The sequence below is a fragment of the Amycolatopsis sp. NBC_00355 genome (assembly GCF_036104975.1).
Lineage (GTDB): Bacteria > Actinomycetota > Actinomycetes > Mycobacteriales > Pseudonocardiaceae > Amycolatopsis.
Window position 1 is genome coordinate 4,509,360 of sequence record NZ_CP107982.1, and the last position, 16,422, is coordinate 4,525,781.

The following is a 16,422-nucleotide window of genomic DNA, read 5'->3' on the forward strand; positions in this document are numbered from 1 at the left end:
CGGCGTGGCGCCGCTAGGGTCTCCGGCATGGGCAGGAGATTCCTCGGCGCCACGCTGGTCGCGGCCGCACTGGTCGCGGGCACGCTGCTGACCAGCACCGCCGCGACCCCCGCCGGAGCCGTCCCGCTGTCCTTCCACGGGGACGCGGGCCAGGTGCTCACCGTCGTCGCGGACTCGGCGAGCGCGACCACGGCCGTGCTCACCGCCTGGCAGCGCACCGAAACCGGCTGGTTCAGGGCCTACGGTCCGATCAGCGCGTTCGTCGGCAAGGACGGCGTCGGCCAGGCCAGCGAATCGACGTCGCACACCCCGGCCGGCGTGTGGAAGCTGACCGAGGCCTTCGGGATCCAGCCGGACAACGGGACCCGGCTGCCGTACCGGCAGGTCACGACGTCGGACTGGTGGGTGTCCGATGTGAAGTCCCCGTACTACAACACGCACTTCTCCTGCGTTCCCGGCACGTGTCCGTTCAACGAGGCGGCCGGTGAGGATCTCGGCAAGGCGGGGCCGGTCTACGACCACGCCGTCGTCCTCGACTACAACCGCTCGCCCGTGGTGCCGGGCGCCGGGTCCGCGTTCTTCCTGCACGTCTCGAACGGGAAGCCGACCGCGGGCTGCGTCTCGATCCCGGGCCCGGACCTCGACGCCGTGATGCGCTGGCTCGACCCGGCGCGGCACCCGGTCGCCGACATCTCGGTCAGCGGCTGAGCAGCTCGTCCACCGTGCGGGTGTTGATGATCCGCTCGGGCGCGATCCCGGCCTTGATCGCCCGCTCGCAGCCGTAGCCCTGCCAGTCGAGCTGGCCGGGCGCGTGCGCGTCGCTGTCGATGGCGAACTCGCAGCCGAGTTCCGCGGCCAGGCGCAGCAGCTTCATCGGCGGGTCGAGGCGTTCGGGCCGCGAGTTGATCTCGACCGCGACGCCGTTTTCGCGGCACGCGGTGAACACGGCCTTGGCGTCGAACTCCGACTCCGGCCGGCCGCGGCCGACGACGAGCCGGCCGGTGCAGTGCCCCAGCACCCGGACGTGCGGGTTCCGCACCGCGGCGAGCATCCGCCGGGTCATGTCGCGCGCCGGCATCCGCAGCTTCGAGTGCACACTCGCGACGACGAAGTCGAGCTGCCCGAGCAGCTCTTCCTCCTGGTCGAGCGCGCCGTCGTCGAGGATGTCGACCTCGATGCCCTGCAGCAGCCGGAACGGCGCCATCAGCTCGTTGGCCTTGGCGACGATCTGCATCTGCGTCCGCAGCCGGTCCGGTGACAGCCCGTTCGCGACGGTCAGCCGCGGCGAGTGGTCGGTCAGGACCATCCACTCGTGCCCGATCTCCCGGCCCGCGACGGCCATCTCGCCGATCGAGCTGCCGCCGTCCGACCAGTCGGAATGGGTGTGGCAGTCGCCCTTCAGCGCGGATCGAAGCGGTTCGCCGTCCGGCAGCTTCGCCTGGACGATCTTCTCGCGGTAGGCCGGATCACGGCCGGCCAGCGCGTCTTCGATGACGCCCGCGGTGGCTTTCCCGATCCCGGGCAACGCGGTGAGGGTGCCGTTCTCGGCCATCGAGGCCAGCCGGTCGGCGTCGGTCTTGTCGACGGTGGCGGCCGCGTTGCGGAACGCGCGCACCCGGTAGCTCGGCTCCCCCGCGCGTTCGAGCTGGAACGCGATCTCCCGCAACGCCCACGCCGGATCCATGGGACCTTCCTACCCCCTCGGGGGCAGTTCGTGCAGCTCGACGTCCGTCAGCGCACCTTGCGAGATCCGGGCGGTCTGGTAAGTGCAGAACGGCTGGCGCCGGCGGTCCGTCGGCGAGCCCGGGTTGAGCAGGCGCAGGCCGGCCGGCGTGGTCGTGTCCCACGGGATGTGGCTGTGGCCGAACACGAGGACGTCGGTGTCCGGGAACTGCGCGTCGCACCGCTGCTCGCGGCCCTGTTTCGCACCCGTCTCGTGGATGACGGCCAGGCGGACGCCGTCGAGGTCGGCGCGGGCGATCTCCGGCAGCCTCGTGCGCAGTTCCGGCCCGTCGTTGTTGCCGTACACGCCGATCAGGCGCGTGCTGCGGGTCTCCAGCTCGTCGAGCAGGGGCACGTCCACCCAGTCACCCGCGTGCACGACGACGTCGGCGGCCTCGACCGCCCGCCAGACCTGCTCGGGCAGCACCCGCGCGCGGCCCGGGAGGTGGGTGTCGGAGATGAGCAGGAGCTTCACCCGATGGCCTTCAGGACGCGTTCCAGGAAGCCGCCGATGTGGTCGCGCAGCAGCGCGGCCGCGCCCTCGGCGTCACCCTTCTTGGCCGCGGACAGCACGGCCTTGTGCTCGGTCCACTCCTTCTTCCAGCTGGGGTTGGCTTCCCAGCCGACGACGCTGATCAGCGCGGCGCGGTCCTTGAGGTCGTCCAGGATCGAGACCATCAGCGGGTTGCCGCAGCCGCGGTAGAGCGCGCGGTGGAACCGGCGGTTGAGCAGGCTCAGCGCGACCTGGTCCTTGTCGGCGATCGCCGCCGACGCCTCCTTGAGCGCGTCCGCGGCGTCTTCGAGCAGGTCGGCGTCGCGCCGCTCGACGGTGCGCCGGACGGCTTCGGGCTCGAGCACCATCCGCACGTCGTAGACGGACTTGGCCAGGTCGGCGTCGACCACGCAGACCGAGGCGCCCTTGTACGGGCTGAACGTCACCAGGCCCGAGTTGGACAGCACCTTGAGCGCCTCGCGCACCGGCGTCTTGGACACGCCCAGCCGCGCGGCCAGCTCGGCTTCGACCAGGGGCTGGCCGGGGAGCAGCTCGCGGGTGAGGATGCCGCGACGGATCTCCTCCAGGACCACTTCGGTCCGGGATGCGGGCAGGCTGAACGTCCCGGTCATGGCGCGCTCCCTCGTCGTGTCGGAGCCCATTCAACCAGCCCCACCGGATCATATATCAGATGCCATAATGGAAGGCATGAAGGAACCCGAGGAACTCCGCAGCCACCGGTGGTACGGCGGCGACGACCTGCGCGACTTCAGCCACCGCGCCCGCAGCCGTCAGCTCGGCTACAACCCGGAAGAGCACCTCGGCAAGCCGGTGATCGGCATCCTCAACACGTGGAGCGACATCAACCCGTGCCACATGCACCTGCGCGAACGCGCCGAGCAGGTCAAACGCGGGGTGTGGCAGGCCGGCGGCTTCCCGCTGGAGTTCCCGGTGGCGACGCTCTCGGAGACCTACCAGAAGCCGACGCCGATGCTCTACCGGAATCTGCTGGCGATGGAGACCGAGGAGATCCTGCGGTCCTACCCGATCGACGGCGCGGTGCTGATGGGCGGCTGCGACAAGTCCACGCCGGCGCTGCTGATGGGCGCCGCGAGCGCGGACCTGCCCGCGATCTTCGTCCCGGCCGGGCCGATGCTGCGCGGGCACTGGCGCGACGAGGTGCTCGGCAGCGGCACCGACATGTGGAAGTACTGGGACGAGAAGCGCGCGGGCCGGATCGGCGACGCCGAAATGTCCGAACTGGAGCGCGGGCTCGCGCGGTCGCCCGGCCACTGCATGACGATGGGCACGGCGTCGACCATGACCTCGGCCGCGGAAGTGCTCGGCATGACGCTGCCGGGCGCGGCGTCGATCCCGGCCGTCGACTCGGCCCACCACCGGATGGCCGCGGCGAGCGGCGCCCGGATCGTCGGCATGGTCTGGGAAGACCTGCGCATCGGGCAGATCCTCGACAAGCGCGCGTACGCGGACGCGATCACGACCGTGCTCGCCCTGGGTGGCTCGACCAACGCCGTGATCCACCTGGTCGCGATGGCCGGGCGCAGCGGGATCCCGTTGGGACTGGGCGATTTCGACGCGATCGCGCGGCGCGTCCCGGTGCTGGCGAACATCCGTCCCGGCGGTGACTGGCTGATGGAGGACTTCTACTACGCGGGCGGCCTGCCGGGGTTGCTGTCGCGGCTGACCGACCTCCTGCACCTCGACCGGCCGACGGTCACCGGCCGCACCCTGGGTGCCGATCTCTCGGCGGCCCGGGTGCACAACGACGACGTCATCCGGCCGCGCGACAACCCGGTCGCCGCCGAGGGCGGGGTCGCGGTCCTGCACGGCAACCTGGCGCCATCGGGCGCGGTGATCAAGCACCTCGCCGCCGAGCCGGACCTGCTGGTGCACACCGGCCCGGCCGTGGTCTTCGAGAACTACCGCGACCTGAAGAAGCGGATCGAGAACCCGGCGATCACCGCGGACTCGGTCCTGGTGCTGCGCGGCTCGGGCCCGCTCGGCGGTCCCGGGATGCCGGAGTACGGGATGCTGCCGATCCCGGCGCACCTGCTGGCGGCCGGGGTCCGCGACATGGTCCGGATCTCGGACGCCCGGATGAGCGGGACGAGCTACGGGGCGTGCGTGCTGCACGTGGCTCCGGAGTCCCATGTGGGCGGCCCGCTGGCCCTGGTCCGCGACGGCGACCTGATCACGCTGGACGTCCCGTCGCGGGTGCTGCGGCTGGAGGTGTCCGATGAGGAGCTGTCGCGGCGTCGTGCCGAGTGGACGCCACCGGCGCCGGTGTTCGAGCGGGGTTACGGAGCGCTCTACGCCGAGCACATCACCCAGGCCGACGAGGGCTGTGACTTCGACTTCCTGGCCCGCGCGGGCCACAACCCGGAGCCCGACGCACGCTGAAGGTTGCCTCGCGTACCCCTACCGTGACCGGTTCATCCCCCGTTAGGGCGAGTCGTACGGCTTGTCCGGGTGCCCCGTACGCTGAGGCCGTCACCGGCGCGATCGGGCGCCGCGTTGAAGGGGTGGAGAGTTGCCGTACGAACCGCGCTGGCCCGAGTCACACGGTGAGCAGACCGACGTCCTTCCGGTCGTCCGCCCCGACGCCGCACCCGAGCCCGATGCCCCGGCGAACCGGACGAAAAACCTGCGCAAGGCCGGCTGGATCGCCGGTGGCGTCTTCGGTCTGCTCGTCGTGGTCTACGGCGTCGACCTGATGGTCAGCCAGGGCAGCGTGCCGCGCGGGGTGACCGTCGCGGGCGTCGACGTCGGCGGCATGGATCGCGCCGCCGCCGAGCAGGAGCTGCGCGGGCAGATCGAGCCGCGGCTCACCCGTCCGCTGGCCGTGACGGCCGGCGACGTCCGAGGCAGCCTGTCCCCCACCCTCGCCGGGCTGAGCCTCGACTGGGCGCGGACGCTGGACCAGGCCGGCGAGCAGCCGCTGAACCCGTTCACGCGCCTTTCGTCGCTGTTCTCCAGCCGCGAGGTCGGTGTTGTCAGCCGCGCCGACGACACCAAGCTCGCCGCCGCCCTCGAGAGCCTCCGCGGCGAGATCGACCGCGAGCCCGCCGAGGGCACCGTGAAGTTCGAGGGGACGAACCCGGTCGCCGTCGCGCCGAAGCCCGGGCAGAAGCTCGACGTCGAGGCCGCGAAGGCCGCCGTCGTCGAGAAGTGGGCCCGCGGCGAGACCCTGGCCCTGCCGGTGACGAGCACGCCGGTCCGCACCACGCCCGAAGGCGTCCAGGCCGCGCTGGAGCAGTTCGCGAAGCCCGCCGTCTCGGGCCCGCTGGTCGTCAAGGGTGACGGCAAGAACGCCACCGTCAAGCCGGACGCGATCGCCGCCGCGCTGAGCTTCGAGCCCGCCGAGGGCGGCGGGCTGACACCGAAGATCGACAACGCCAAGATCGCCGACGCCGCCAAGCCGCAGCTGAAGTCCACCGAGAAGGAGGGCAAGGAGGCGACCATCGTCTTCGAAGGCGGCAAGCCCACGGTGGACCCGTCGACCGACGGCCGGGCGATCGACTGGGACCCGAGCCTCAAGCCGCTGCCCGAGGTGCTGAAGAAGACCGACGGCCGCGAGGTCCCGGCGATCTACAAGGACAGCCCGGCCAAGGTGACCACCGAGCAGGCGAACCAGCTGGGCGTCAAGGAGGTCGTCGGCGAGTTCACGACCGGCGGCTTCGCGGCCGACTCCGGCACGAACATCCGCGTGGTGGCGCAGAAGGTCAACGGCGCCATCGTCAAGCCGGGGGAAACCTTCAGCCTCAACGGGTTCACCGGCCCGCGCGGCAAGCCGCAGGGGTACGTCGAGGCGGGCGTGATCGAGAACGGCGCCCCGGCGCGCGAGGTCGGCGGCGGCATCTCGCAGTTCGCGACGACGCTGTACAACGCGTCGTACTTCTCGGGTATGAAGGACGCGGGCCACAAGGAACACAGCTACTACATCAGCCGCTACCCCGCCGCGCGCGAGGCGACGGTGTTCCAGAACCCCAACGGCGCCAGCGTCATCGACATCAAGTTCACGAACGACTCGCCGACCGGCATCGCGATCCAGACGATCTGGACGCCGTCGTCGATCACCGTGAAGCTGTGGGGCACCAAGCGCTACACCGTCGAGTCGATCCCGGGCAGCCGGTCCAACCCGACCGACCCGCAGGCCAAGCCGGGCCCGGCGGAGAACTGCCACGCCTCCAACGGCGCGCCGGGCTTCACCACGACCGACACCCGCGTGCTCAAGGACGCTTCGTCCGGCCGTGAGGTCAGCCGCTCGACGCGGACCGTCCGCTACAACCCGCAACCGAAAATCACCTGCGGCCCCTCCTAACGGCCGTTCACCGGCTGCGTCCACGCCGGTACGCTGAGTGCTTCCGCGAATCCCCGGGGGCGCCATGACGGCACGTGCGGCAGGGTTCCGGGACGTCCTCGCGGTAGCGGAGTTCCGGGCCCTGTTCGGCGCCCAGCTGGTCTCCGTCACCGGCGACCAGCTCGCCCGCGTCGCGCTGTCGATCCTGGTCTACGACCGCACGAACTCGCCCGGCTGGGCCGCGCTGACCTACGCCCTGACGTTCCTGCCCGACCTCCTCGGCGGCCCGCTGCTGTCCGGCCTCGCCGACCGCTACCCGCCGCGGCGGGTGATGGTCGTCGCCGACGTCGTGCGCGCGGTCGCGGTGACGGCGATGGCGCTGCCCGGGCTGCCGTTGCCCGCCGTGGCCGCGCTGCTCGTCGGCGTCCAGCTGTTCAACCCGGTGTGGAACTCCGCGCGGGCCGCGCTGATGCCGCAGGTGCTGCCCGAAGAGACTTTTGTGCCCGGGATGGGGTTGCTGATGATCCTGGTGCAGGCCGGGCAGGTCGCCGGGTTCGCGCTCGGCGGGCTGCTCGTCGCCGGTCTCGGCACCGCCGGGGCGCTGCTGGCGGACGCGGTGAGCTTCGCGGCGTCGGCGGTGCTGCTGGCCTCGGGCGTGCGCCCGCGCCCGCCGCGCGCCGAGCCGGGGATCCGCTGGTGGCGGCACGTCCGGGCGGGCTGGACGGTCGTCGTCGGCGACCGCCGCCGGCTCGCGCTGGTGGCACTGGGGTGCGTGTCCGGCAGCTACATCGCGGGCGAGGCGATCGCGGCGCCGTACGCGGCCGAGCTGGGCGGCGGCGCGGTGGTGGTCGGGCTGCTGCTCGGGGCGTACGCGCTGGGCAACGTCGTGGGCATGGCCGCGCTGTCCCGCGTCCCGCCGGAGCGGCGCGCGCGGCTGCTCGGGCCGCTCGCTGTGCTGGCGTGCGCGGCCCTGCTGGGCTGCGCGCTGCGCCCGGACCTCGAGGCGACGCTCGCGTTGCTCACGCTGTCCGGGATCGCCAGTTCGTACAACCTCATCGCCAACACGACGTTCGTCCAGCTGACGCCGGAAGCCCAGCGCGCGCAGGCGTTCGGCTTCGCGTTGACGGCGTTGCGGGTCTCGCAGGGGCTGGGCGTGGTGCTCGCCGGGCTCGCGGCCGAGCGGACGGCCCCGCACGGCGTCGTCGCCGCGGCCGGGGCCCTGGGCGTGCTCGCGGCGTTCGGCGCGGCCCGGCTCTGGCACCGGGCCCAGCCGGCCGCCGAGCCGTCCTGAGCCACCCAGCTGGTTTCCGGGCCACCCGGCCACGAGCCGGGCGGTCCGGACCCGGTGACCGGTCCCCAGCGGGTCCCGGTCACCGGGTTCGGTTCTCAGAACCGCGTCCAGTCGGTCGGGCGCTGACCGGTGCGGGTGGTCCAGTCCGTCGGGCACGCGGGCAGTGGTGCGACGTCGACGTCGGTGTCGGCATTGGCCCAGTCGGTCGGGATCTGGTGCGCGGTCCAGTCGGTCGGCAGTTCGCGCGCGGTCCAGTCGGTGGGCATCTGACGCGTGGTCCAGTCCGTCGGGATGGCGCGGGTCCAGTCGGTCGGCAGCTGCCGCGTCCAGTCGGTGGGCCGCTGCGCGCGACGGCGGGACGGGACGATGTTGGCGTTGGACAGGAAGTGCGACATGATTTCTCCTTGTGGTGTACGAATGTGGGGCGATCTTGTACGGTGCGTAATCGGACGGTAGCCCGACCAGCCTAATGACACACCGCATTCATTCGATTACAGTGACGATTCCGCGAAGAGTTCCGTCCTGGAAAGAGGGGCGTTCCGTGGGATTCTCCGGGTCCCAAGGGCGTAAGCCCAGCTCAGAACGTCCACGATCGGGTATCCGTACGTGGGCCATGTGGAAGCTGCCCACTCCGGTGTTCGGCTACGTCCTCGTGGTCGACGCACTGGCCCTGATCGCGATTCTGGCCACCGCCGGCCTCGTGCCGATCAGCGGTCAGGCCGTGCTCTGGTGTGGCCTCATCCTGGCCGGTGAGATCGTGCACCTCGAAGCGGCGCAACGCATCGAGCGCATCCGCGAACTCGCCGCCGACGGCCGGCCGCACATGCACCTGCAGTCGATCTGGATCTTCGCCGGGCTCCTGCTGCTGCCGCCGCCCCTGGCCACCCTGGTGATCGTGGTCAGTTACGCCCATTCGTGGGTCCGAGTCTACAAAAGGCGCGGCGTGGTTCACCGGAAAGTGTTCTCCGGGGCCACCGTGATCCTGGCCTGCGCCGCCGCGGGGGTGGTGCTGACCGTCGGCACGGGCGGGCACGTGGCACCCTACGTCCCCTACCTCGACGGTTTCGGCGGGATGACCGCCCTGCTCGCGTCCGGGATCGTCTACTTCGGACTCAACTACGTGCTGGTCATCCTGGCGATCGTGATGAGCAACCCGGGCAAGCCGCCGCGGCAGGCGTTCGGCAACCCCTCCGACGTGCTGATCGTGCTCGCCGCGGTCGGCGTCGGCTGCGGTATCGCGCTGGTCATGACGGTCCGGCCGTGGCTGCTGCCGGTGCTCATGGTGACGCCGGTGGCGCTGCACATCGGCCTGCTGCTGCCGCAGTTCCAGGCCGCCGCGCGCACCGATTCGAAGACTTCGCTGCTGGCCCCGGAGTTCTGGGTGCAGCTGGCCCGCAACGAACTGGCGCGCGCGGCCGAGCTGTCGTCGACCGCGGGCGTGCTGATGATCGACATCGACCACTTCAAGGCCATCGACGACGGCAACGGCCACCTGGCCGGCGACGAGGTGCTGCGCGCGATCGCGGCGGTCGTCCAGAACTCGGTGCGGGGCGGCGACTACGTCGGGCGCTTCGGCGGCGACGAGTTCGTGGTCCTGCTCCCGGGCACGACGAGCACGGAGATCGTCACCGTCGCCGACCGCATCCGCGCGGCGATCGCGCGGATCGAGGTGAAGGTCCCGGTGGTGCGCCCGGGCAAGCCCGAGGTGATCACCGGCCTCACCGCGTCGATCGGCGCGGCGGTGTACCCGGAGACGGCCACGGACTACACGATCCTGCTGCAGGCGGCCGACGACGCGGTGTTCGCGGCGAAGGAAGCCGGCCGTGACCAGGTGGTCCTCGCCGAGACCCGTTCCGAGCTGTCCCGGCCCGAAGTCCCCGACACGCTCTGAGCGCGGCCCGAAAACCGGTGGAACGGCGCCACTACCGTGCCGGGTGACCGAGTCGTCCAGGCGAGGGCGTGCCGTTGTACATCCGTTGAGAGTTCCCGAGTGCTGATCTCCCAGCGCGTCGCGTTTTCCTCGCCGCGCTCCTTTGCTGCGGACTTCTCACCGGAACGTGTCCTTCTCACGCCCGAAAACCGGGCCGTCGTGCCCACCCGCCTGCCCCTCGTCCGGCGACCTTGCCACGCGTGCGCGTCCGAACGTGAAGCTCACGTTCCCGGAGCGGGTGAACGTGCGTTCCGTACGGCCCGATCTGCTGGATCGGCTGCACGGCAACGACTCCGGCCTGACCGCCGAGCCGCTCCGGGATCCGCTCGTGCAGCACCGCAACCGCATCACCCTCGACGGGGACGGCGCGTGGCGGCTCGACACCGGCGGAGCCGATCTCCGGAACCGGGAGGTGCTCGACGTCGAAGTCCGGTTCGCGGCGCGGATCCCGGTCCGGCCGGTGCGGCTGATCGCCGAAGGGTGCGCTCTTTCCCGGGCGGAGGTCGAACGCCTGATCATGGAAGGCCAGGTCGTTTCCGCGGTCCGGTTGAGCGGCAAGCTCTCCGGCGGCTTCTGCTTCACGCTCAAGCGCTGCCCCCCTCGGACCTGTCCGATGTGGACAGGCCCGAGGGCGGCTTCCGGGTCAGGGCAGCGTGGCCAGGGACTCCGCGAGAACGGCGTCGGACAGCTCGTTGTCGACCATGTCCCCGGCGAGGTACGCGCCGTAGGCCGGCAGGTCGAGGTGCGCGTGGCCGCACAACGCCGTGAGGATCACCTTCTCCTCGCCGGTTTCCTTGCACCGCAACGCCTCCTGGATGCACGCGGCGAGTGCGTGGGTCGGCTCCGGCGCCGGGATGATGCCCTCGGAACGGGCGAAGCGCACGCCCGCGGCGAAGCACTCCTGCTGCCCGATCGCGATCGCCTCGATCAGGCCGAGCTCGTAGATGTGCGAGATCAGCGGCGACATCCCGTGGTAGCGCAGGCCGCCCGCGTGGATCGGGTCCGGGATGAAGTCGTGGCCGAGGGTGTGCATCTTGAGCAACGGCGTCAGGCCGGCGGTGTCGCCGAAGTCGTAGGCGTACTTCCCGCGGGTCAGCGTCGGGCACGCGGCCGGCTCGACCGCGCGGATCACCGGGTCCATCCGGCCGGCCAGCTTCTCCCGCAGGAACGGGAACGCCAGCCCGCCGAAGTTCGAGCCGCCGCCGGTGCAGCCGACCAGCAGGTCGGGGGTGTCACCGGCCAGCCGGAACTGCCGCAGCGCTTCTTCGCCGATGATCGTCTGGTGCAGCAGCACGTGGTTGAGGACGCTGCCCAGCGCGTACCGCGTGTCCGGGTCCTGTGCCGCCTGCTCGACGGCCTCGCTGATCGCGATGCCGAGGCTGCCGGTCGAGTCGGGGTGCTGCTCGAGGACGGCCCGGCCGGACTCGGTCAGCTCGGACGGGCTCGGGTGGACCGTCGCGCCGAACGTCTCCATCATCAGCTTGCGGTAGGGCTTCTGGTCGTAGGAGGCCCGGACCTGCCAGACCTCGCATTCGAGCCCGAACTGCGCGCAGGCGAAGGCGAGCGCGCTGCCCCACTGGCCGGCGCCGGTCTCGGTGGTCAGCCGGGCGACGCCCTCCTGCGCGTTGTAGAACGCCTGCGGCACCGCGGTGTTCGGCTTGTGGGAGCCGACCGGGCTGACCCCCTCGTACTTGTAGTAGATCCGCGCCGGCGTCCCGAGTGTCTTCTCGAGCCGGCGCGCGCGGAACAGCGGCGACGGCCGCCAGAGCCGGTAGACCTCGAGCACCTCTTCGGGAATGTCGATATAGCGCTCCGACGTCACCTCCTGCTCGATGAGCGCCTGGGGGAACAGCGGCGCGAGATCGGCCGGCCCGACCGGCTCGCGGGTCCCGGGGTGCAGCGGCGGAGGCGGCGGCTCGGGCAGATCGGGGATGACGTTGTACCACTGGGTCGGCAGATCGTTTTCGTCCAGGATGTACTTGGTGCGTTCGGCCATCACGCCTCCTACGTCGGCTCCCCGGTCGAACTTAGGACGCGTCCGCTGCCGAGGCCAGTCGTGCTCACTACGGTGGTCGTCATGAACGGTCTTTCCCGCCCCGACGCGCCGCTGTGGCGGCCCCCTTCCGGCCGCGGCCCGGGCCTGGTCCTGATCCAGGAGATCTTCGGCCTGGACGACTACCTCCGGTCGGTGGCGGCGGACCTGGCCGGCCGGGGGTACGTGGTGGCGGTCCCGGAGCTGTTCTGGCGGACCTCCCCGGGCTGGTCGTCGGCCCACGACGAAGCCGGCGTCGCGGCGTCGATGCAGGTCGCGTCCACTTTCGACCCGGAGCTGGGCCTCTCGGACGTCCTGGCGACCCTCGCCCACCTCCGCGCCCTGCCGGAGGTCACGGGCGGCGCCGGCGTGCTGGGCTTCTGCCTCGGCGGCTCGCTGGCCTACGCGGCGGCGGCCGCGGGCGACCCGGACGTGGCGGTGTCGTTCTACGGCTCGACGGTGCCGTCCGAGCTGGCGGAGCTGCCGAAGATCACCTGCCCCGTCCAGTTCCACTTCGGCGGGCAGGACCCGTTCATCCCGCGGCCGGACGTGGCCTCGGTGGAGGCCGCGGTGGCCTCGCACCCGGGCGCGGAGATCCACGTGCAGGAGGAAGCCGGGCACGCGTTCCACAACCACGTGGCCCCGATGTTCCACCACCCCGAGGCGGCGGCGCGGGCGTGGGACCTGACGACGGAGTTCCTGCGGCGGACCCTGCCGAGCTGAGCCGGTTCGCCCGCCGGCGCCTACGCTGGGCCGGCCGTCGGTGGCAGGTCACCGGCCCGACACGCACCCGGAGGTTTCACCATGCCCCACGCCGTGGACTTCGCCACCGTATCGACGGCCGGCCTGGAGTCGTCGCCGGTCGCCGATGCCCTCGCCGGCCTGCGGGCGAACGAGGCCCGGTACTTCAAGAACAAGTACGACCACGTCTTCACGGTCGAGCCCGCGAGCGACGCCGCGTCGGTGGTCGACTGGGTGAGCCGGATCCTCGAGGAGGAACGCGGCATCGTCATCGCGTCCCGCCCGCTCGAGGCGACCGCGTTCCAGGTCGAGAACATCCGCATGGCCTACGTCTTCTACGAGAGCGGCCTGTCGATCAACGTGATGTACACGATCGACGACAACGGCAAACGCGCGGTCGGGTTCAAGCTCTCCGACGGGATGGACGTCCCCGAGGAACTCGGCGCGTTCAAGTTCGCCCGCCAGAAGTCGAAACTGGCCGGCAACATCCGCGGCTCCTACTTCGTCGTCAAAAAGGAGTACTGACCCGGCCGCGCCGGGCGGTGTTCGCGATGAGGATGGCCACCAGGTCGGCCAGCGCGAGTGCGTCTTCGGGGTCGTCGGCCCGGCGCGGGAGGCTGCGAACGGGCGCCACCTGATCGAGCGCGACCCCCGACCTCGCCAGGAGAAAAGTGAGCGCCAGGAAGGCGGAGCGGGCGTTGCCGTCGTCGAACGGGTGGAAGAAGCAGACGTCGAGGTAGAGCCGTGCGGCGCGGGCGGGAAGAGGCAGCTCCGGGTCGTGGGCCTGCGCCAGGCACCGTTCGAACCGGTCGCGCAGCCCGGGCCCGGCGCCGTAGCGTTCACGGCCGCCCTTGGCGAAAGCCGGTCGAGCCCGGAACGGCGCCTCGGCGACGTCCAGGACACACCGCTGCCAGGCGCTGAGCACCTCGAAGCCCAGCACCGCGCCGGATTCGGCGTCGGCTCGTGCCCGAGCGAGGGCGGCGAGCAGCCGCGCGGCCCGGACCGGGTCGCGGCGGTGGTCCCGGGTGCGGATGTCGTGGGCCGGCCCGTCGCGTAGCGGGATGATCGCCTGAGCCTCCGGTGGAGTGCGGCGGACCCGGTGCCACGGCGTGGCGTCGCGGACCTCCAGCCACACCCGCAAGTGGTCGGGAGCGGTCATCCCCGGCTCTCGGGCGGGGACGACACCGCGAGCCGTCCGGCGACTTCGTCCACAAGGCTGGTGTCCGGCGCGGTCCAGCTCTCGAAGACGCCGGAGACCGCGCGTTCGACCTCGGCCTCCGCGGTCTCGGCGGTCACACCCCAGCGGGTCAGGAACCAGGTGAGCACCTGCTTGCAGTGCAGGTACCAGGCGTCTCCGGCGCCGGTCCGCTCGACGACGGCGGTGACCAGGTCGGTGGTGGCGCGTTCCGGGACCCGTCGGCGTTCTTCGGCCGGGACGGCGTCCGGCGGGTACCGGTCGAAATGCTCGGCCAGCTCCTCCAGCCAGCCCCGCCACTCACAGAGCGCGGCCGCGACGCGTTCCAGCGTGGCGGCCGGGGTGGTGATCGAGTCGCGGGGGCAGCACCAGGCGGCGACCGGCCCGCCGCCGATGTCCCCCTCGTCGTGCGCCCACCGCCAGCCCGCGGCCCACCGCCCGAAGCGGCCGGTCATGGCCCGGGTCAGCTCGTCCGCCCAGGCGGCGCCTTCGGTTCCGGACCAGGCGATCACGTCGGGATCGGCGGCCGCCCCGACCGGCCGGGCGGGTACGCGAGCGGCGGGAGCGAGGGCGCTGATCACGCCGAGCGCGGACGCGGCGTCGAACGGGTGGTGCCGGGGATCCACGTCACCCCAGGACAAGTCGGACGGCACGACGAGGTCGATCATCACCGGAGCATGGCACGACCGTGCCCCGGGCCGGGCTCACAGGGTCGGTGTCATCCCGCCGTCGATGACGATGTCCGTGCCGGTCACGTTCGCCGCTCGGCCGCCCGCCAGCAGCAGCACCAGGTCTGCGACCTCCTCCGGCTGCGTGAACCGGCCCGTCACCGCGTCCCCCGCCGCCTGCTTCGCGACCGCGTCCGGATCCAGGCTGTTCGCGCGGCCGACCGTCGCCGCGACGCCGCCGTCGCCCAGCCACAGTCCGGTGCTGACCGGGCCGGGGCTGATCGTGTTGACGCGGATCCCCTGTGGTCCCAGCTCTTTCGACAGCGATTTGCAGAAGTTGAGCAACGCCGCCTTGGCCGCGCTGTAGTCGATGACGAGCGGGTCCGGCAGCGTCGCGTTGACCGACGCGATCGTGACGATGCTGCCCGCACCCCGGTCGAGCAGGTGCGGGACGGCGGCGCGGGTGGTGCGGACCGCGGCGAGGAAGTTGATCGTCAGCGCCGTGAGCCAGTCGTCGTCGGTGACCGACAGGAAACCGCCGGTGCGCGGGGTGACCCCGCCGACGTTGTTGACCAGGATGTCCAGCCCGCCGAACGCGCTGATCGCGGCGTCGACCAGCATCGCGGGTCCGTCCGGGGCGGCGAGGTCGCCCTGGACCGGCCGGACGGAGGTGAGCTCGGCCAGTTCGGGCGTGACCGTGCGGGCGCCGGCCACGACGTGGACGCCCTCGGCGGCCAGCGCGCGGGTGACGGCCAGCCCGATGCCCTTGCTGGCTCCGGTGACGACGGCGATCTTGCCGGACAGGTTCAGGTCCACGGTGACGCTCTCCTCGGGCCGGGTCCGGGCAACAGGCGTCACAGTACGCGCGGCCCGGCCCCGAACCGATCAGGAATCGAGAAGCCCTGGTCACGGGGTCGCGCCTAGCGTTACCGCCATGACCTCCATCAGCAACATCACCCTCGAAGTGGCCGACACCGCGGCCGCCGAACGCTTCTACACCGCCGCCTTCGGGCTGGGCGACCGCCTTCGCCTGCGGGCCTCCGAGGCGCCCAGCACCGGCTTCCGCGGGTTCACCCTGTCGCTCATCGTGTCCCAGCCGGCCGACGTCGACGCCCTGATCGACGCCGCCCTCGAAGCCGGCGCGACGAGCCTCAAGCCCACCGCGAAGTCGATGTGGGGCTACGGCGGCGTCGTCCGGGCCCCGGACGGCACCATCTGGAAGGTCGCGACCTCCGCGAAGAAGGACACCGGCCCCGCCACCAAGCAGGTCGACGACGTCGCGCTCCTGCTCGGCGTCAGCGACATCGTGGCGAGCAAGAAGTTCTACGCCGACCACGGCCTGACCGTCGGGAAGAGCTTCGGGCGGATGTACGTCGAGTTCGCCACCACCGGCGTCAAGCTGGGGCTCTACCGGCGCAAGGCCCTCGCCAAGGACGCCGGAGTCGCGCCCGAGGGCGCGGGCTCGCACCGGATCGCCGTGGTCGGCGGCGTCGCGCCGCTCACCGACCCGGACGGCTTCACCTGGGAAGCCGCCGCACTGGTTCCCCAGTCCTGATGTGCCACCACTATCTGCTCGCCCTGCTCGCCGAGCAGCACCAGGACGACGCCGTCGAGGCACCGCCGGCCGGCGACGAAGTCCCGGCGCCCGGGGAGAGCCTCGATCCTCAGCCCTGCGGGTAGAAGAGGAACAGCGTGCAGCCGGTGGCCGTCGCGGGCACGTGCCACGAGCCGGCCGGCGCGTGCAGGAACGTCCCGGCCGGGTAGTCGCGGGCGCCGTCGTTGAACGTGCCCGCGACGACGTAGACCTCCTCCGGGCCGGGCTCGTGGACGTCGCGGCGCGGCCACGACGTGCCCGGGTCCATCTCCAGCACCCCGGCGTGCGCGCCGCCCGCGTCCGTCCACAACGGACGGTGCCGGATGCCGGGGAACAGCTCCCGGATCGGGGCTTGCTCGACGGATACTGCGGTGTAGCCCGGCTGGGCGAGGATCTCGGGGTGCATGTCCCCCACCGTGCCGCGCCCGGGCCGGG

18 protein-coding genes and 1 pseudogene are annotated in these 16,422 nt (G+C 71.7%); 10 read left to right on the forward strand and 9 right to left on the reverse strand.

All coding sequences use genetic code 11. The features are described 5' to 3' along the window. The first annotated feature begins 27 nt into the window (after positions 1 to 27). Positions 28 to 708, forward strand: coding sequence for a L,D-transpeptidase family protein (locus OHS18_RS19785; protein WP_328618029.1), 681 nt, complete (start codon positions 28 to 30; stop codon positions 706 to 708). Here the strand turns inward: OHS18_RS19785 and OHS18_RS19790 are convergent. The 3 genes from OHS18_RS19790 to OHS18_RS19800 are packed head-to-tail and all read right to left on the reverse strand — an operon-like array spanning position 698 to position 2,847. Further along, positions 698 to 1,684, reverse strand: coding sequence for a PHP domain-containing protein (locus OHS18_RS19790; RefSeq protein ID WP_328618030.1), 987 nt, complete (start codon positions 1,682 to 1,684; stop codon positions 698 to 700). The two genes, OHS18_RS19785 and OHS18_RS19790, sit on opposite strands and share 11 nt — an antisense overlap. Positions 1,685 to 1,693: 9 nt before the next feature. Next, complete coding sequence (locus OHS18_RS19795) at positions 1,694 to 2,197, reverse strand: metallophosphoesterase family protein (protein WP_328618031.1); 504 nt, start codon at positions 2,195 to 2,197, stop codon at positions 1,694 to 1,696. Next, positions 2,194 to 2,847 carry a GntR family transcriptional regulator gene (locus tag OHS18_RS19800; protein WP_328618032.1) on the reverse strand — a complete coding sequence of 218 codons (654 nt, stop codon included), beginning with the start codon at positions 2,845 to 2,847 and terminating at the stop codon, positions 2,194 to 2,196. The genes OHS18_RS19795 and OHS18_RS19800 overlap by 4 nt, the downstream gene beginning before the upstream one ends. Before the next feature lie 76 nt (positions 2,848 to 2,923). Between OHS18_RS19800 and araD the strand changes: the two genes are divergently transcribed. The 3 genes from araD (at position 2,924) to OHS18_RS19815 (ending at position 7,827) form a co-directional block, all read left to right on the forward strand. Then, entirely contained in the window at positions 2,924 to 4,636 is a 1,713-nt protein-coding gene (araD, locus tag OHS18_RS19805; protein WP_328618033.1) for an L-arabinonate dehydratase, read from the forward strand. A 130-nt stretch (positions 4,637 to 4,766) separates the two neighbouring features. Then, positions 4,767 to 6,557, forward strand: a complete 1,791-nt coding sequence (locus OHS18_RS19810; protein WP_328618034.1) for a VanW family protein — start codon at positions 4,767 to 4,769, stop codon at positions 6,555 to 6,557. 64 nt (positions 6,558 to 6,621) lie between these two features. Next, complete coding sequence (locus OHS18_RS19815; RefSeq protein ID WP_328618035.1) at positions 6,622 to 7,827, forward strand: MFS transporter; 1,206 nt, start codon at positions 6,622 to 6,624, stop codon at positions 7,825 to 7,827. Between the two features lie 95 nt (positions 7,828 to 7,922). Here the strand turns inward: OHS18_RS19815 and OHS18_RS19820 are convergent, their stop codons facing one another. Further along, positions 7,923 to 8,222, reverse strand: a complete 300-nt coding sequence (locus OHS18_RS19820) for a hypothetical protein (RefSeq protein WP_247055794.1) — start codon at positions 8,220 to 8,222, stop codon at positions 7,923 to 7,925. Positions 8,223 to 8,440: 218 nt separating this feature from the next. Between OHS18_RS19820 and OHS18_RS19825 the strand changes: the two genes are divergently transcribed. Continuing rightward, positions 8,441 to 9,718 (forward strand): sensor domain-containing diguanylate cyclase, encoded by a 1,278-nt coding sequence (locus OHS18_RS19825; protein ID WP_328450443.1) that lies wholly within the window; start codon positions 8,441 to 8,443, stop codon positions 9,716 to 9,718. Between the two features lie 283 nt (positions 9,719 to 10,001). Further along, positions 10,002 to 10,241: pseudogene (locus OHS18_RS19830) on the forward strand (DUF1062 domain-containing protein); the annotation flags it as partial. Between the two features lie 159 nt (positions 10,242 to 10,400). Here the strand turns inward: OHS18_RS19830 and OHS18_RS19835 are convergent. Continuing rightward, positions 10,401 to 11,753 carry a TrpB-like pyridoxal phosphate-dependent enzyme gene (locus tag OHS18_RS19835; RefSeq protein ID WP_328618036.1) on the reverse strand — a complete coding sequence of 451 codons (1,353 nt, stop codon included), beginning with the start codon at positions 11,751 to 11,753 and terminating at the stop codon, positions 10,401 to 10,403. 81 nt (positions 11,754 to 11,834) lie between these two features. Here OHS18_RS19835 and OHS18_RS19840 point away from each other — a divergent pair, with 81 nt between their 5' ends. Continuing rightward, entirely contained in the window at positions 11,835 to 12,512 is a 678-nt protein-coding gene (locus OHS18_RS19840) for a dienelactone hydrolase family protein (RefSeq protein WP_328618544.1), read from the forward strand. Positions 12,513 to 12,593: 81 nt separating this feature from the next. Continuing rightward, on the forward strand, positions 12,594 to 13,055 hold the full coding sequence (locus OHS18_RS19845; protein WP_328618037.1) for a phage tail protein: 462 nt from the start codon (positions 12,594 to 12,596) through the stop codon (positions 13,053 to 13,055). Here OHS18_RS19845 and OHS18_RS19850 read toward each other — a convergent pair. The 3 genes from OHS18_RS19850 to OHS18_RS19860 are packed head-to-tail and all read right to left on the reverse strand — an operon-like array spanning position 13,039 to position 15,209. Then, a complete protein-coding gene (locus OHS18_RS19850) occupies positions 13,039 to 13,689 on the reverse strand; it encodes a Fic family protein (RefSeq protein WP_328618038.1) in 651 nt (216 codons plus the stop codon). The two genes, OHS18_RS19845 and OHS18_RS19850, sit on opposite strands and share 17 nt — an antisense overlap. Further along, positions 13,686 to 14,393 carry a hypothetical protein gene (locus OHS18_RS19855; RefSeq protein ID WP_328618039.1) on the reverse strand — a complete coding sequence of 236 codons (708 nt, stop codon included), beginning with the start codon at positions 14,391 to 14,393 and terminating at the stop codon, positions 13,686 to 13,688. Before OHS18_RS19855 ends, OHS18_RS19850 begins: the two co-directional genes overlap by 4 nt. Before the next feature lie 36 nt (positions 14,394 to 14,429). Next, positions 14,430 to 15,209 (reverse strand): oxidoreductase, encoded by a 780-nt coding sequence (locus OHS18_RS19860; protein ID WP_328618040.1) that lies wholly within the window; start codon positions 15,207 to 15,209, stop codon positions 14,430 to 14,432. Between the two features lie 118 nt (positions 15,210 to 15,327). Between OHS18_RS19860 and OHS18_RS19865 the strand changes: the two genes are divergently transcribed. Both OHS18_RS19865 and OHS18_RS19870 read left to right on the forward strand, forming a co-directional pair. Continuing rightward, positions 15,328 to 15,948, forward strand: coding sequence for a glyoxalase (locus OHS18_RS19865; protein WP_328450429.1), 621 nt, complete (start codon positions 15,328 to 15,330; stop codon positions 15,946 to 15,948). Continuing rightward, a complete protein-coding gene (locus tag OHS18_RS19870; protein ID WP_328450427.1) occupies positions 15,948 to 16,073 on the forward strand; it encodes a hypothetical protein in 126 nt (41 codons plus the stop codon). Before OHS18_RS19865 ends, OHS18_RS19870 begins: the two co-directional genes overlap by 1 nt. Here the strand turns inward: OHS18_RS19870 and OHS18_RS19875 are convergent. Further along, positions 16,058 to 16,393, reverse strand: coding sequence for a cupin domain-containing protein (locus OHS18_RS19875; protein ID WP_328618041.1), 336 nt, complete (start codon positions 16,391 to 16,393; stop codon positions 16,058 to 16,060). The genes OHS18_RS19870 and OHS18_RS19875 overlap by 16 nt on opposite strands. Positions 16,394 to 16,422: the final 29 nt, after the last annotated feature.